The following is a 16,082-nucleotide window of genomic DNA, read 5'->3' on the forward strand; positions in this document are numbered from 1 at the left end:
GCCGGCGAACCGAGCAGTACGGGGGCGCGGAATCTGTTTCGGCAGGAAGCACGACTACGATTTCGCGAAAAGTTAAGACATGAGGAGATCCGTTCGATGACGTCAAAGTTGGTCCCGGGCGTGACCGTGCTGGGCAACCTGGCGATCGACATCATCGACGGTGCCCCGCCCAGCCCGGGCGGTTGCGCCTCGTTCGCAGGGGTGGCCTTGGAGGCCGTCGACGTGCTGGCCCACATCGTGGGGATGGGCGCCCCCGAGGATCACGAGCTGTTCGACGGAGTGCTCGACCGCTTCGGCTCCATCGTGCGGTTCCTGCCGTCCGACCGCACCAGTGGCTTCCGCCTCGATTACGACGACACCGACCACCGCCGGATGTCGGTCGATGCCATCGGCCCGGTGTGGACGGCCGCCGATATCGACACCGATGACCCGCGCACCACCTGGATCCACCTGGCGCCGCTGATGCGCACCGACTTCCCCGCGAGCACGCTGGCACATCTGGCCGCGCGTGGGCACCGCATCGCCTACGACGGTCAGGGCCTGGTGCGCGCCGACGGGCTCGGGCCGCTGACCCTGGACCGGAACTTCTCGCCCGAGCTGCTCCGCCACCTCGACGTGCTGAAGCTGGCCGAGGACGAGGCCGTCATCGTGGCCGACGGTGATTTCGACGCCGCGGCCGCCGCATCGCTCGGCGTGCCCGAGATCGTGGTGACCTACGGCTCCGAGGGCTGCGACATCTATACGGACGGAACCGTGGTCCGAGTACCGGCAGCCTGGCGGGTGATGGGCGTGCAGACCACGGGTGCCGGAGACATGTTCACCTCCTGCTACGTGGCCAATCGTGCCGACGGCGCCGACCCCGCTCGGGCCGCCGAACTGGCCAGCGCATTGGTGGCCCGGGAATTGCAGAAGCGCGTCGAGATCGGTTCGCCGGACCGAGTCTGACCGGACATCGCGCCTGGTAGAGTTGACGGGTGTCAAGTTCAGCGCGCTGGTGCTAGCAGTCAGCTACCGGCGGGTAGCCTGGTTCTTAGAGAATGACATTCTCCAAAACGTGATGAACACCACAAACCCGCGGATCGACGTTGTTGAACACGTCATTGAACAGCATGTTTTCCGGCAAGTAACCCGCGTGTTGCCGGTTCGTGTGGCGAAAGCCACCCTAAGAGAAGTGCAATAATGGTTACCGGCAGTGACACCAAAAATCTTCGATGCAACGCCCCTCCTGGAAACGGTACGAGTTGAGGGGTCGTGAAAGGCAGGGAGTCGTGGGACAGAACGGCAATGGAGCCGCCCCGCGGCAGAAGCTGGAAAAAGTCGTCATCCGCTTTGCGGGCGACTCCGGCGACGGCATGCAGCTCACCGGTGACCGGTTCACCACGGAGGCGGCGCTGTTCGGCAATGACCTTGCCACACAGCCCAATTACCCGGCCGAGATCCGCGCACCACAGGGCACCCTGCCCGGTGTGTCGTCGTTCCAGATCCAGATCGCCGATTACGACATCCTGACCGCGGGCGATCGTCCCGATGTGCTCGTCGCGATGAACCCCGCGGCGCTCAAGGCCAACGTCGGCGACCTTCCGCGCGGCGGCCTGATCATCGCCAACTCCGACGAGTTCACCAAGCGCAACTTGGCCAAGGTCGGTTACGACAGCAATCCGCTGGAGTCCGACGAGCTGTCCGACTACGTCGTGCAGTCCGTCGCCATGACCACCTTGACCCTGGGTGCCGTCGAGGTCATCGGCGCCACCAAGAAGGACGGCCAGCGCGCCAAGAACATGTTCGCCCTCGGCCTGCTGTCGTGGATGTACGGGCGCGAGTTGGAGGCCAGCGAGTCCTTCATCCGAGAGAAGTTCGCCCGCAAGCCCGAGATCGCCGAGGCCAACGTCCTGGCACTCAAGGCGGGCTGGAACTACGGCGAGACCACCGAGGCCTTCGCCGTCACCTACGAGGTGGGCCCGGCCAAGCTCAAGTCCGGCGAATACCGGCAGATCTCGGGTAACACCGCGCTCGCCTACGGCGTCGTGGCGGCCGGGCAACTCGGCGATATCCAGGTGGTGCTCGGGACCTATCCGATCACCCCGGCGTCGGACATCCTGCACGAGCTGTCCAAGTACAAGCACTTCAACGTGCTCACCTTCCAGGCCGAGGACGAGATCGCCGGCATCGGCGCGGCCATCGGTGCGTCCTACGGCGGCGCCCTCGGCGTGACCAGCACCTCGGGCCCCGGCGTCTCGCTCAAGTCGGAGGCCATCGGCCTGGCCGTGATGACCGAGCTCCCGCTGCTGGTCATCGACGTGCAGCGCGGCGGCCCGTCCACCGGCCTGCCCACCAAGACCGAGCAGGCCGACCTTCTGCAGGCGCTGTACGGCCGTAACGGCGAATCGCCCGTCGCGGTGTTGGCGCCGGCGTCACCGTCGGACTGCTTCGACATCGCGGTGGAGGCCGTCCGCATCGCGATCACCTACCACACGCCGGTGATCATTCTGTCCGACGGCGCGATCGCCAACGGGTCGGAACCGTGGCGTATCCCCGACATCAGCACCTACCCGGCGATCGAGCACACCTTCGCCGAGGCCGGCAAGCCCTTCCAGCCGTACGCCCGGGACCCCGAGACGCTGGCCCGCCAGTTCGCGATCCCCGGTACGCCCGGTCTGGAGCACCGGATCGGTGGCCTGGAATCGGCCAACGGTTCGGGCAACATCTCCTACGAGCCGAAGAACCACGACCTCATGGTGCGGTTGCGGCAGGCCAAGATCGACGGCATCACGGTGCCCGACCTGGAGGTCGACGATCCGACCGGTGACGCCGAGCTCCTGCTGCTCGGCTGGGGCAGCAGCTACGGCCCGATCGGTGAGGCGTGCCGGCGTGCGCGGCGCAACGGCATCAAGGTGGCACACGCCCAGCTGCGCTACCTCAACCCCTTCCCGGCCAACCTCGAAGAGGTGCTGCGGCGCTATCCCAACGTGGTGGTGCCGGAGATGAACCTCGGGCAGCTCGCCCTGCTGCTGCGCGGCAAGTACCTGGTCGACGTGCAGTCGGTGACCAAGGTCGAGGGGATGGCGTTCCTGGCCGAGGAGGTCGAGGGCATCATCGGCGCGGCGCTGGACGGAACGTTGCGCGACAAGGAAACTGACAAGGCAAAGTTTGCGCGGTTGGCAGCTGCCACCGTGGATACGGGTGTGGGAGCTAACGCATGACGGACCTTATCGGAGCCGACCTCGGCCTGACCGAGTCCCTCAGCAAGACGGCCCTGGTGCCGACGACGGACCAGCCGCAGAAGGGCAAGGACTTCACCAGCGACCAGGAGGTCCGCTGGTGCCCCGGCTGCGGTGACTACGTCATCCTCAACACCATCCGTAACTTCCTGCCCGAGCTGGGGTTGCGCCGCGAGAACATCGCGTTCATCAGCGGAATCGGCTGCTCCAGCCGGTTCCCGTATTACCTGGAGACCTACGGTTTCCACTCCATCCACGGTCGCGCGCCGACCATCGCCACCGGCCTTGCGTTGGCCCGTCCCGACCTGTCGGTATGGGTGGTGACCGGTGACGGTGACTCGCTGTCGATCGGTGGCAACCACCTGATCCACGCGCTGCGACGCAACATCAACATCACGATCCTGTTGTTCAACAACCGGATCTACGGTCTGACCAAGGGGCAGTACTCGCCGACCTCCGAGGTCGGCAAGGTCACCAAGTCGACCCCGATGGGGTCGGTGGACTACCCGTTCAACCCGGTGTCACTGGCCCTGGGTGCCGAGGCGACCTTCGTCGGCCGGGCCCTGGACTCCGACCGGGCCGGTCTGACCGAGGTGCTGCGCGCAGCGGCCGCCCACCGTGGTGCCGCGCTCGTCGAGATCATGCAGGACTGCCCGATCTTCAACGACGGTTCCTTCGATGCCCTGCGCAAAGAGGGTGCCCAGGACCGGCTGATCAACCTCAGCCACGGACAGCCGATCACATTCGGCACCGACGCGCAGTACTGCGTGGTCAAGTCCGGGTACGGCCTGGAGGTCGCCAAGACCGCCGACGTCGCCGCCGACCAGATCGTGGTGCACGATGCCAACATCGACGACCCCGCCTACGCCTTCGCGCTGTCGCGGTTGAGCCAGCAGAACCTCGAGCACATGGTGACCGGCATCTTCCGTCAGGTCAGCAAGCCGACCTACGACGACGCCGCACGCCAGCAGGTGGCCGATGCCCGGGCAGCCAAGCCCGGCGACACGGCAGCGCTGCAGGCGTTGCTTCGCGGCAAAGACACCTGGTCCGTCGCCTAGTTCCTCTAACGTCAGGTAGGTGACGTCACCTCCGCCACTGGCAGCAGTCGTGTTGGCCGGCGGGGCTTCCCGCCGGATGGGCCGCGATAAGGCGACACTGGTGTTCGACGGCCAGACGCTGGTGGAGCGGGTGGTGGCGACGGTGGCGCAGCGGTGTACGCCGGTGTTCGTCATCGCCGCGCCTGGTCAGGGCCTGCCGCCGGTGCCGGCCGAGATCCTCCGGGACGACGTGCGGGGTGTCGGCCCGCTGCTGGCCACCATGCGGGGTTTGCGCGCCGCCGCGGAAGCCGGGGTGGAACGGGCGTTCGTCTGCGCCGTCGACATGCCCTACCTTTCGGCCGAGCTGATCGACATCCTGCTCGCCGAGCCTTCGGGCGCCGACGTGGTGCTGCCGTGGGACGGCCGGGACCACTACCTGGCGGGGCTGTACCGAACCCGACTGGCCGACACCGCGGCGCAACTGGTCGCGGCGGGGGAGCGCAGCATGCGGGCCCTGGTTGACGGCACCGCCGGGGTGGACACGCACCGCGTCGTGCTGAACGAGCAACGAGCGCTGACCAACGTCAACACCGCTGAGGACCTGCCCTGAGTGCCTGCAATACGGGCGGACGCGGTCAGCAAATTGCGAATTCATACGCTTGCGACGCCGCATTTGAACAGGTGCGACTTAATTGGCCATTATCTCGGCCCGATAACGAGCCGGAAAATGTTCGACCTCGACACCGTTTGTCGGGGTTGTTTTGCGCCGGTCTCCGCCTGGGGGCTCAAAGATGTTGTGCCACAGCGCACTCTCTCGTCACCTGGATCGCTATGGCAGCCGCCATCCGATGAAATATGAAGTGTCGCATGGCGCTAAGCCGGCCTAACTTGTGCACGGAAGGGGACGAAGCCCGTTCGGCTCCGCCGCCGGCCGCGCGCCGGCCGGCGGCAGGAAGCCATCCCATCATGGATTGGCTCAAAACCGTTGCTTGGTAGGTCTTTACGAGCGCTTCGCGCGCCGACCCGGCTCGCCGGGGCCAGGCCGGTTGGCGATGTTCGGATGATGAAATCCATTGTGGGAAAGCATTTTTCACGAATGCTGCGCACCGTGTGCCCGGCGTCGCCGGGCAGCGAACACATGGGTCGGTAAACATGCAGGTCGCGGCGTTTTGCGTGCGATTTCGGCGGCGGCGTCGGATCGAACAGTGTCGGCACGTGTCCCAGCTCACAAAAGTGTGGTGATTTGAGTCACGAATTGATTCCCATGCCGGATTTTGGGCACGTGCGTAAATCGCCCCGCTGACCTGCACAGTTGATACATAGAAAGCGTCGTGATCATCTCGTGATCTTCTCGCGACACGTTCTGGATTCGATGTGACTTCGTGGCGGCGGTTTTGTAGGTTTTTCTCAACTCCGCAACGGAGCAAATAATTTCACATCAAAACCTGCGTGTGTGCGGGGCTTCTGCGGACGAGATCTGCGGAAGCGGCCGGGGCTGATTTTCCCGGCGAGGCGATCTGGTGCCTCCCGTTGTCGTGCCCGACCGAGAAGGCACGGCCCTAATTTCTGGCCTGTTCGTTCAGGCAATTCGCGTCCGCGTCTGCGTGGGCGTTATTTCGGCGCGCGCTTGGCGAGAGGATCGAAGTTGAAGAACATCCGCACGACGTTCGGTATGGCCGTCATCGCCGGAGCGCTCGCAGTGGCGCCGGTGGCTCTGGGGGCGGGTACCGCCAATGCGGACAAGGGTGTGAACTGGGATGCCGTCGCGGCATGCGAGTCGGGTGGCAACTGGGCCATCAACACCGGAAACGGCTACTACGGTGGCCTGCAGTTCACCATGGGCACCTGGCATGCCAACGGCGGCAGCGGTTCGCCCCATACGGCCAGCAAGGATGAGCAGATCCGGGTCGCCAACAATGTGCTGCACTCCCAGGGCATCGGTGCCTGGCCGGTGTGCGGGCGTCGGGGCTGACACGTTTCCATTACCAAATGGCGTGACAATGGCGCTGGGCTTCGAGCCCAGCGCCATTGTTTTCTCATAAATACCGGCAATACCCATTGGCCCCATAAGAAACCTCTAAAACTTGGGTATCTCCCGTAACGGGCGATTTCCCCCACGCGACACACGGGTAACCGCAGTGCAAGAACGCACCATCTTTCGCACGCGGAACTCGTGTCACCGGTCGGGGAAGGACCGCACAATGAAGAATCTCGGCGTCGCCATCAGGAAGACAATCGCCCGGATGCTGTGGGTCGGTGCCGCCACCGGCGCCCTCGCCGTCGCTCCGATGGCCCTCGCGGCCACCGCGAGCGCCGACAGCGGAGTGAACTGGGACGCCGTCGCGCAATGCGAGTCCGGCGGCAACTGGGCGATCAACACGGGCAACGGCGCCTCCGGCGGACTTCAGTTCAAGCAGACCACCTGGACCGCCAACGGTGGCGTCGGCGCTCCGCATCAAGCCAGCCGGTCCGAGCAGATCCGCGTCGCAGAGAACGTGCTGCGCACCCAGGGCCTGGGCGCCTGGCCCTCCTGCGGTGCCAAGGGCGCGACTCCCGCCGTCTGGAACAACCCCGCGCCTGCCACCCAGAACCCCGCCGCGGTCGGCTGCCAGGCCATTCGGCCCGGCGCCATCCTCGGCATCTTCGACATCCGCAAGATGTGCACCACCCTGGCCGCCTTCGGGCAGCCGCGCTAGCCACTCAACAGACCGAGACTCCCGCTTTTCCCTCGAAAAGCGGGAGTCTCTGTCTGTTCGGCCCTGGGCTAGCGTGTCAGAAATGACGTCTCGCCAGGCCTTCGGTGATCTCGACAAGTATCTCGAACTGCCCAGGGTGGCCGGTTTGGCCGTCTCACCGGACGGAACCCGGCTGGTCACCAGCATCAGTGAGATCAACGACGATCACACCGAATTCGTCACGGCGATCTGGGAATTGGATCCGGCGGGACAGCGGCCCGCGCAGCGCCTGACCCACGGAGCCACGGGCGAATCGTCACCGGCCTTCACCGGTGGCGATCTGCTGTTCGTCGCGGCGCGCCCGGCACAAAATGCCGAGAAGCCGCCCGCTGCGCTCTGGCGGCTGCCCGGCACTGGAGGCGAGGCGGTCCAGCTGCTCGCGCCGCCCGGCGGGGTCAGCGCCGTACACACCGCCGCTGCCGCCGATCGGGTCATCGTCACCGCGCCGCTGCTGCCGTCGGCGGTCACCGTCGAGGACGACACCCGGTTGCGCGCGCTGCGCAAGGACAAGAAGGTCTCGGCGATCCTGCACACCGGCTATCCGGTGCGGTACTGGGATCACGATCTCGGCCCCGATCAGCCCCGGCTGCTCGATGTGGCCGGCGCCCGTGACCTCACCCCGTCGGCCGGCGCGGCGCTACGGGAGGCCGGCGTCGCCGTCAGCGCCGACGGAACCTTCGCGGTGACAACGTGGCAGGGCCCCGGGCCGGGGGCCTCGATCCGCATCGCCCTGGTGCGCATCGACACCGGCAGCGGTGAACGGCGGGTCATCGCCGAAGACCCGGACGCTGATCTGAGCCATCCCGCGATCTCACCGGACGGTGCCCGGCTCGCATTCCTTCGCGAGACGGTGTCCACCCCCGAACGCGCACCACGAACCACGTTGTGTGTCATGACATTCGGAGAGTCCTGGGTGGAGGTCAGTTCGGAGTGGGATCGCTGGCCGTCCTCGGTCAGCTGGACCGCAGACGGGACGGCCCTGGTGGTCACCGCCGATGACGGCGGCCGGTGCCCGATCTTCTCGGTGGATCCGGACACCGGAGCGGTGACCAGGCTGACCCGCGACGACCACAGCTACACCGATGTGCGTTGCGCACCCGGCGGTGTCCTCTATGCGCTGCGTCATTCGTATTCCGCGCCACCGCATCCGGTGCGGATCGACCCGACGGGAGCGGTCATCGCGTTACCTTGCGTCCAGATGCCCGAGCTGCCAGGCACATTGGAAGAGATCACGGCGAGCGCCGAGGACGGCACGCCGGTGCGGTCCTGGCTGGTGCTGCCGCAAGGGGGCCGGCCCGCCCCGCTGCTGCTGTGGGTGCACGGCGGACCGCTGGGCAGCTGGAATGCTTGGCACTGGCGGTGGAATCCGTGGCTGCTGGCCGCTGCCGGCTACGCCGTGCTGATGCCCGATCCCGCGCTGTCCACCGGATACGGCCAGGAGTTCGTCCAGCGTGGCTGGGGCGCCTGGGGCGAGGCGCCCTACACCGATCTGATGGCCGCCACCGACGCGGCCTGCGCGCACCCGCGGGTCGACGCGACCAGGACCGCGGTGATGGGCGGATCCTTCGGCGGGTACATGGCCAACTGGATCGCCGGGCACACCGACCGCTTCGACGCGATCGTGACGCACGCCGGTCTGTGGGCGCTGGATCAGTTCGGCCACACCACCGACGGGGCGTACTGGTGGGCACGCGAGATGACCGAGCATATGACACAACACAATTCGCCCCACCGTAGTGTCGGTGCGATCCGCACCCCGATGCTGGTGATCCATGGTGACAAGGACTTCCGGGTGCCGATCGGGGAAGCGTTGCGACTCTGGTACGAGCTGCTCGCCGATTCCGCGTCACCCGCCGACGACGCCGGGGAGAGCCCGCACCGGTTCTTGTACTTCCCCGACGAAGGCCATTGGATCGCTTCGCCGCAACACACCAAGGTCTGGTATCAGGTGATCATCGCGTTCCTGGCCCGCCAGGTTCTGGGTGAGGACGGCACCCTGCCCGACACGCTCGGGTAGCTTCGGCCCCATGACCTCGCAGCGGGAATTCGACCTCGTCCTCTATGGCGCCACCGGGTTCGCCGGCAAGCTCACCGCCCAATACCTGGCCAAGGCCGGTACTACGGCCCGCATCGCCCTGGCCGGCAGGTCGGTCGGCAAGGTGCGCGCGGTGCGCGACACGCTCGGCGAGGCGGCCCAGTCCTGGCCCATCATCGAGGCCGACGCCGACGCGCCGTCGTCGCTGGCGGCGCTGGCGGCGCGCACCCAGGTGGTGGTCACCACCGTCGGGCCGTACACCCGGTACGGGCTGCCGCTGGTGGCGGCCTGTGTGAAGGCCGGCACCGATTACGCCGACTTGACCGGGGAGACGCCGTTCATCCGCGACAGCGTCGACCAATTCCACAAAGAGGCCGCCGATACCGGCGCCCGCATCGTGCATTCGTGTGGATTCGACTCCGTCCCATCCGATCTCACGGTCTATGCGCTGTACCACCGAGCGCACGCCGACGGGGCCGGTGACCTGGTCGACACCGATCTGGTGGTGCGGTCCTTCGCCGGCGGGGTGTCCGGTGGAACGGTCGCGTCGATGATGGAGTTCTTCCGCACGGCCGCCGGCGATTCCGACGTCCGGCGCGAGATGCTCGACCCGTACACGCTGAGCACCGACCGCGCCGCCGAGCCGGAACTGGGACACCAGTCCGACACCCCGTGGCGCCGCGGCGTGCAGATCGCTCCCGAACTGGACGGGATCTGGACCGGGGCATTCGCCATGGCCGCGCCGAACTCGCGAATCGTGCGGCGCAGCAACGCACTTCTGGACTGGGCCTACGGCCGGACATTCCGCTACGCCGAACACATGAGCACCGGTTCGTCGGTGCTGGCACCGGTCGCCGCCGCGCTGGACACCGCCGTCAACGCCGCGGCGTTCGGGCTCGGCATGAAGTACCTCGACAAGGTGCCGGCGGCGCTGTTGGAACGGATCACGCCGAAGCCGGGTACCGGGCCCAGCGAGCGCACCCGGGAAAAGGGGCATTACCGCGTCGAGACGTACACCACGACGACCACCGGTGCGCGTTACCGGGCGGTCATCGCCCAGCAGGGCGATCCCGGTTACAAGGCGACAGCGGTGCTGCTCGGCGAGAGCGGACTGGCCCTGGCGCTGGACCGGGACCGGCTCTCGGATCTGCGCGGCGTGCTCACCCCGGCCGCCGCCATGGGTGATGCGCTGCTGACCCGGTTGCCCACCGCCGGGGTGACATTGGAGACCACCCGGCTCAATTGAATCCATCCGCGCCGAAGGCCTGTGGGCCAGGCCCGGATACGGCTAGGGTCGAGCGCGGGTAGGACTTCAACCAGCGATGAAGGTGGGGACACTATGGCCGGTCTGGATGATCTCTTTGCGCAGATTCCGGTACAGGACATTGCGACGAAGCTGGGCGCCGACGAAGGCGAGGTGAACAACGCCATCCGGACTCTGGTCCCGGCCCTGGTGGGTGGACTTCAGCACAATGTCGCATCGGGGGACATCGACTCCAGCAAGCTGGAGTCCGCCGTCACCGAACAGGCCGCCAGCGGTCTGCTGGACGGTGGCGTCAGTGTCGACCAGGTCGATCAGGCCGAGGGCGACAACATCGTCGCCCATATCTTCGGCGGCAATGACAGCAATCAGGTCGCCTCGGCGCTCGCCGGCGGCGGCGCCGGTGGGAGCAACCTGATCAAGCAGCTGCTGCCGATCCTGGCACCCATCGTGCTGGCCTATATCGGCAAGCAGTTCGCCCAGAACAACTCCGCGCCCGCCCAGCCGCAGGCCGCGCCCGCCGGAGGCGGCGGTCTGGGCGACATCCTCGGCAGCATCCTGGGCGGCGCCGGTGGCGGCGGGAACAACCCGCTGGGCAGCATCCTGGGCAGCGTGCTCGGCGGGGGACAGGGCAACAGTCAGGGCAATGCCATCGGGGAGATCCTCGGCGGCCTCCTCGGCGGCAAGAAGTAGCGATTCGTGCGGCCGTACCCGTGATGAGTGCGGGTACGGCGCAAAATCGCAGGACGTGGGGCCGTCCGCGGCTGCGTGCGCGAGGTTCCTAGAATGACCAGGTGACTGCCAGCCCCTCCTCGCGTGCCGATGCCCTTCCCAAGTCCTGGGAGCCGGGTGCGGTAGAAAGCGAGCTGTATCAGGGCTGGGTCGACGCCGGCTACTTCACGGCCGACCCGTCGAGCACCAAGCCGCCGTACTCGATCGTCCTGCCGCCGCCCAACGTCACCGGCAGCCTGCACATGGGCCACGCGCTGGACCACACGCTGATGGATGCCCTGACCCGGCGCAAGCGCATGCAGGGTTTCGAGGTGCTGTGGCTGCCCGGCATGGATCACGCCGGCATCGCCACCCAGTCCGTGGTGGAAAAGCAGCTTGCCGTCGACGGCAAGACCAAAGAGGACTTCGGCCGCGAACTGTTCATCGACAAAGTGTGGGACTGGAAGCGCGAATCAGGTGGCACCATCGGTGGCCAGATGCGCCGGCTCGGCGACGGTGTGGACTGGAGCCGCGACCGATTCACCATGGACGACGGCCTGTCCCGTGCGGTGCGCACCATCTTCAAGCGGCTCTACGACGCCGGGCTGATCTACCAGGCCGAGCGGCTGGTGAACTGGTCGCCGGTGCTGCAGACCGCGATCAGCGACCTCGAGGTCAAGTACGAAGACGTCGAAGGCGAACTGGTGTCGTTCCGGTACGGCTCACTCGACGACGCGCAACCGCACATCGTGGTGGCCACCACCCGGTTGGAGACCATGCTCGGCGACACCGCGATCGCCGTGCACCCCGACGACGACCGCTACCGCGCGCTGGTCGGCACCTCGCTGCCGCACCCGTTCCTCGACCGCGACATCATCATCGTGGCCGACGCCCACGTCGACCCCGAATTCGGTACCGGCGCAGTCAAAGTCACGCCCGCGCATGACCCGAACGACTTCGAGATCGGCGTCCGGCACAACTTGGCGATGCCATCCATCCTGGACGTCGCGGGCGCCATCACCGGCACCGGAACGCAATTCGACGGTATGGACCGGTTCGAGGCGCGGGTCGCGGTGCGTGAGGCGCTGGCTGCCGACGGCCGCATCGTCGCCGAGAAACGACCCTATCTGCACAGCGTCGGGCATTCCGAGCGCAGCGGCGAGCCCATCGAGCCGCGGCTAAGCCTGCAGTGGTGGGTCAAGGTCGAGTCACTGGCCAAGGCGGCAGGGGACGCGGTGCGCAACGGCGACACCGTGATTCACCCGGCCAGCCTGGAACCGCGCTGGTTCGCGTGGGTGGACAACATGCACGACTGGTGCATCTCGCGCCAGCTCTGGTGGGGTCACCGCATCCCGATCTGGCACGGTCCCGACGGTCAGCAGGTGTGCCTGGGTCCCGACGAGACCGCGCCCGAGGGCTGGGTGCAGGACCCGGATGTGCTCGACACCTGGTTCTCGTCGGCGCTGTGGCCGTTCTCCACGATGGGCTGGCCCGAGAAGACCCCCGAGCTGGACAAGTTCTATCCGACCAGCGTGCTGGTCACCGGCTACGACATCCTGTTCTTCTGGGTGGCCCGGATGATGATGTTCGGCACCTTCGTCGCCGGTGACGGCATCGTGGGAGCGGGTTCGGTGCCGTTCCAGAATGTGTTCCTGCACGGCCTGATCCGCGACGAGTTCGGCCGCAAGATGAGCAAGTCCAAGGGCAACGGGATCGACCCGCTGGACTGGGTGGAGAAGTTCGGCGCCGACGCGCTGCGCTTCACCCTGGCCCGCGGCGCCAGCCCCGGCGGTGACCTGTCCATCGGCGAGGACCACGCCCGCGCGTCGCGCAATTTCGCCACCAAGCTGTTCAACGCCACCAAGTTCGCCCTGATGAACGGCGCCGCGCCGGCGCCGCTACCCGCTGCGTCCGAGCTCACCGACGCCGACCGGTGGATCCTGGGCCGCCTCGACGAGGTGCGTGCCGAGGCCGACGTGGCGCTGGAGAGCTACGAGTTCAGCCGGGCTTGCGAGGCGCTGTATCACTTCGCCTGGGACGAGTTCTGTGACTGGTATGTCGAGCTGGCGAAAGTGCAGATTTCGCAAGGACTTTCGCACACGACGGCGGTGCTCGCCGCCGTGCTGGACACCTTGCTCAAGCTGCTGCACCCGGTGATGCCGTTCGTCACCGAGGCGCTGTGGAAGACGCTGACCGGCGGCGAGTCGGTCGTCATCGCCGACTGGCCGGTGGCCTCCGGGTTCGCCCCGGATGCCGTTGCCGCCCGGCGCGTCACCGATATGCAGAAACTCGTCACCGAGGTGCGCCGATTCCGAAGCGATCAGGGGCTGGCCGACCGGCAACGGGTGCCGGCCCGGCTGCGTGGGTTGGACCTTGCCGATGTGGAATCCCAGCGGCCCGCGGTGACCGCGTTGGCCTGGCTCACCGAGCCGGCCGACGGATTCACCGCCTCGGCATCGGTGGAGGTGCGGTTGGCGGAGGGCACCGTCGTGGTGGAGGTGGACACCTCCGGAACGGTGGACGTCGCCGCCGAACGCCGCCGGCTGGAGAAGGATCTGGCCGCCGCGCAGAAGGAATTGGCGCAGACCGCAGGCAAACTCGGCAACGCCGACTTCCTGGCCAAGGCGCCCGAGGCCGTCGTCGACAAGATCCGCGGCCGCCAGGCGCTGGCGCAGGAAGAAGTCGAGCGGATCACCGCGCGGCTCGCCGGACTGAAATGAGTGAACCGACCCCGGACGAGATCGCGGCACTGCTGCAGGTCGAGCATCTGCTCGACCAGCGGTGGCCGGAGACCAAGATCGAGCCGAGCACCGCACGCGTGGTGGCGCTGCTGGAACTGCTCGGTTCACCACAGCGCAGCTATCCGTCGATCCACATCGCCGGTACCAACGGCAAGACCTCGGTGGCGCGCATCGTCGACGCCCTGCTGATCGCCCTGCACCGGCGCACCGGACGGACCACCAGCCCGCACCTGCAGTCGGCCACCGAACGCATCTCCATCGACGGAAAGCCGCTCACCCCAGCGCAGTACGTCGCCACCTACCGCGAGATCGAGCCGTTCGTCCAGCTCATCGACGCCCAGTCCGAAGCGGCCGGTGGCCCGAAGATGAGCAAGTTCGAGGTGCTCACCGCCATGGCCTTCGCGGCCTTCGCCGATGCCCCCGTCGACGTCGCGGTGGTGGAGACCGGCCTCGGTGGACGCTGGGACGCCACCAACGTGGTCAACGCACCCGTCGCGGTCATCACCCCGATCGGACTGGACCACACCGATTATCTGGGAGACACCCTTGCCGAGATCGCGGGGGAGAAGGCGGGGATCATCACCAAGCAGGAAGACGATCTGGTTCCCGCAGGAGCGGACTTGAGCACCGTCGCGGTGATCGCGCGGCAGACTCCCGAGGCGATGGAGGTACTGCTGAACCAAGCGGTGGTCGCCGATGCCGCTGTGGCGCGGGAGGATTCGGAGTTCGCGGTGCGTAGCCGCCAACTCGCGGTCGGCGGCCAGGTGCTGACGCTGCAAGGTCTGGGCGGGGTATACGAGGACATCTTCCTGCCGCTGCACGGTGAGCACCAGGCACACAATGCCGTGCTCGCGCTGGCCGCAGTCGAGGCATTCTTCGGCGCGGGTGCGGACCGTCAGCTCGACATCGACGCGGTGCGCGCGGGTTTCGCCGCCGCGGCCAGTCCTGGGCGCTTGGAGCGGGTGCGCAGCGCGCCCACGGTGTTCCTGGACGCCGCGCACAACCCGGCCGGTGCCGCCGCCCTGGCCGTGGCACTGGCCGAGTCATTCGACTTCCGCTTCCTGGTCGGGGTCGTGTCGGTGATGGCCGACAAGGATGTCGAGGGCATCCTGGCCGCGCTGGAACCCGCCTTCGATCAGATCGTGGTCACCCACAACGGATCCCCCCGGGCCTTGGACGTCGAGTCGCTGACGACACTGGCCGAGGAGCGGTTCGGCCCGGAGCGGGTGATCACCGCGGCGACGCTCAGCGATGCGATCGAGACGGCCATCGCGCAGGTCGAGGAGTCCGCCGGTGCGGAGGGACTGTCGGGCAGCGGAATCGTCATCACCGGTTCGGTCGTGACCGCGGGCGCGGCGCGCACGCTGTTCGGGTTGGATCCGGCATGAGCACACCGCCCGATCCGTGGAAGAGCTTCCGCGGCGTGATGGCAGGCACGCTGATCCTGGAGGTCATCGTGCTGCTGCTGGCATTGCCGGTGGTGTCGGTCGGCACCGGCGGCCTGACCTGGGTTTCCGGCGGATTCCTGATCGGGATGGCGGTGCTGCTGGTGCTGCTGTCGGGAATTCAGGGCCGCCCGGGCGCGATCTGGATCAACCTGGGCGCGCAGTTGGTGCTCGTCGCGGGAGCATTCATCCACTGGGGCATCGGTTTCGTCGGGGCGGTCTTCGCGCTGGTCTGGGCGCTGTTGATCTTCCTGCGCGGTGAAGTCAAACGCCGCCAGGAGCGCGGACTTCTGCCTGGTCAGCAGGAACCTCCGGACTGATCCCCGGGTGGTTTCTCTGTATCGGTTACCGACCGGTACGCTGTGCGCCGTGACTGAGCGCACCCTTGTTTTGATCAAGCCCGACGGCGTCCAGCGGCACCTGATCGGTGAGATCATCGGCCGCATCGAGCGTAAGGGCCTGACGTTCGCGGCTCTCGAGCTCAAGGCCGTCAGCGACGAGCTGGCCCGCCAGCATTACGCCGAGCACGACGGGAAACCGTTCTTCGGATCGTTGCTGGAGTTCATCACCTCCGGGCCCGTGGTGGCCGCGGTGGTCGAGGGACCGCGCGCCATCGCCGCCTTCCGTCAGATCGCGGGCGGCACCGATCCGGTGGAGAAGGCCACCCCGGGCACCGTCCGCGGCGACCTGGCACTGGTCACCCAGGACAACCTGGTGCACGGGTCCGATTCGCCCGAGTCCGCGGCCCGCGAAATCGCTCTCTGGTTCCCCGGCCTGACGAGCGCTTAGCTCGTCGTTGGGCCGCTTCGTCAGATTCTGGCGCGCGGTATGGGATACTGGCCCTGGGAGACCGGCGCCACAACGGGGGCGGGCTCCCGGATGAAGACTTCGACGAGCGC

General features: G+C 67.1%; 12 protein-coding genes and 1 pseudogene. All 13 read left to right on the top strand.

Translation table 11 applies throughout. The features are described from left to right. Positions 1-96: 96 nt before the first annotated feature. The 13 genes and pseudogenes from ACXPWS_RS09865 (at position 97) to ndk (ending at position 15,972) form a co-directional block, all read left to right on the top strand. Positions 97-945: a PfkB family carbohydrate kinase gene (locus ACXPWS_RS09865; protein WP_458712264.1), complete on the top strand. Its 849-nt coding sequence runs from the start codon at positions 97-99 to the stop codon at positions 943-945. A 323-nt stretch (positions 946-1,268) separates the two neighbouring features. Beyond that, on the top strand, positions 1,269-3,200 hold the full coding sequence (locus ACXPWS_RS09870; RefSeq protein ID WP_458712265.1) for a 2-oxoacid:acceptor oxidoreductase subunit alpha: 1,932 nt from the start codon (positions 1,269-1,271) through the stop codon (positions 3,198-3,200). Next, positions 3,197-4,276 (top strand): 2-oxoacid:ferredoxin oxidoreductase subunit beta, encoded by a 1,080-nt coding sequence (locus tag ACXPWS_RS09875; RefSeq protein WP_458712266.1) that lies wholly within the window; start codon positions 3,197-3,199, stop codon positions 4,274-4,276. The genes ACXPWS_RS09870 and ACXPWS_RS09875 overlap by 4 nt, the downstream gene beginning before the upstream one ends. A gap of 19 nt (positions 4,277-4,295) precedes the next feature. Next, complete coding sequence (gene mobA, locus ACXPWS_RS09880; protein ID WP_458712267.1) at positions 4,296-4,865, top strand: molybdenum cofactor guanylyltransferase; 570 nt, start codon at positions 4,296-4,298, stop codon at positions 4,863-4,865. Between the two features lie 1,134 nt (positions 4,866-5,999). Further along, positions 6,000-6,227: pseudogene (locus ACXPWS_RS09885) on the top strand (transglycosylase family protein); the annotation flags it as partial. A gap of 229 nt (positions 6,228-6,456) precedes the next feature. Next, positions 6,457-6,951, top strand: coding sequence for a transglycosylase family protein (locus ACXPWS_RS09890; protein ID WP_458712268.1), 495 nt, complete (start codon positions 6,457-6,459; stop codon positions 6,949-6,951). Positions 6,952-7,033: 82 nt separating this feature from the next. Continuing rightward, on the top strand, positions 7,034-9,007 hold the full coding sequence (locus tag ACXPWS_RS09895; RefSeq protein WP_458712269.1) for a S9 family peptidase: 1,974 nt from the start codon (positions 7,034-7,036) through the stop codon (positions 9,005-9,007). A 10-nt stretch (positions 9,008-9,017) separates the two neighbouring features. Continuing rightward, complete coding sequence (locus ACXPWS_RS09900) at positions 9,018-10,271, top strand: saccharopine dehydrogenase family protein (RefSeq protein WP_458712270.1); 1,254 nt, start codon at positions 9,018-9,020, stop codon at positions 10,269-10,271. Between the two features lie 93 nt (positions 10,272-10,364). Continuing rightward, positions 10,365-10,979, top strand: a complete 615-nt coding sequence (locus tag ACXPWS_RS09905; protein ID WP_458712271.1) for a DUF937 domain-containing protein — start codon at positions 10,365-10,367, stop codon at positions 10,977-10,979. Between the two features lie 101 nt (positions 10,980-11,080). Beyond that, positions 11,081-13,717: a valine--tRNA ligase gene (locus ACXPWS_RS09910; protein WP_458712272.1), complete on the top strand. Its 2,637-nt coding sequence runs from the start codon at positions 11,081-11,083 to the stop codon at positions 13,715-13,717. Next, positions 13,714-15,126 carry a bifunctional tetrahydrofolate synthase/dihydrofolate synthase gene (folC, locus tag ACXPWS_RS09915; RefSeq protein ID WP_458712273.1) on the top strand — a complete coding sequence of 471 codons (1,413 nt, stop codon included), beginning with the start codon at positions 13,714-13,716 and terminating at the stop codon, positions 15,124-15,126. Before ACXPWS_RS09910 ends, folC begins: the two co-directional genes overlap by 4 nt. Next, the gene (locus ACXPWS_RS09920; RefSeq protein WP_458712274.1) at positions 15,123-15,503 is read left to right on the top strand and encodes a DUF4233 domain-containing protein; all 381 of its coding nucleotides are present in this window, start codon (positions 15,123-15,125) and stop codon (positions 15,501-15,503) included. The genes folC and ACXPWS_RS09920 overlap by 4 nt, the downstream gene beginning before the upstream one ends. A 49-nt stretch (positions 15,504-15,552) precedes the next feature. After that, positions 15,553-15,972: a nucleoside-diphosphate kinase gene (gene ndk, locus ACXPWS_RS09925; RefSeq protein WP_458712275.1), complete on the top strand. Its 420-nt coding sequence runs from the start codon at positions 15,553-15,555 to the stop codon at positions 15,970-15,972. The last annotated feature ends 110 nt before the right edge of the window (positions 15,973-16,082 follow it).

Source organism: Mycobacterium sp. BMJ-28 (assembly GCF_054404835.1).

Coding starts and splice junctions, on each gene's coding strand:
- ACXPWS_RS09890 (WP_458712268.1), top strand. CDS start 6,457: ATGAAGAATCTCGGCGTCGCCATCAGGAAGACAATCGCCCGGATGCTG.
- ACXPWS_RS09900 (WP_458712270.1), top strand. CDS start 9,018: ATGACCTCGCAGCGGGAATTCGACCTCGTCCTCTATGGCGCCACCGGG.
- folC (WP_458712273.1), top strand. CDS start 13,714: ATGAGTGAACCGACCCCGGACGAGATCGCGGCACTGCTGCAGGTCGAG.
- ACXPWS_RS09905 (WP_458712271.1), top strand. CDS start 10,365: ATGGCCGGTCTGGATGATCTCTTTGCGCAGATTCCGGTACAGGACATT.
- ACXPWS_RS09875 (WP_458712266.1), top strand. CDS start 3,197: ATGACGGACCTTATCGGAGCCGACCTCGGCCTGACCGAGTCCCTCAGC.
- ACXPWS_RS09920 (WP_458712274.1), top strand. CDS start 15,123: ATGAGCACACCGCCCGATCCGTGGAAGAGCTTCCGCGGCGTGATGGCA.
- ACXPWS_RS09895 (WP_458712269.1), top strand. CDS start 7,034: ATGACGTCTCGCCAGGCCTTCGGTGATCTCGACAAGTATCTCGAACTG.
- ACXPWS_RS09865 (WP_458712264.1), top strand. CDS start 97: ATGACGTCAAAGTTGGTCCCGGGCGTGACCGTGCTGGGCAACCTGGCG.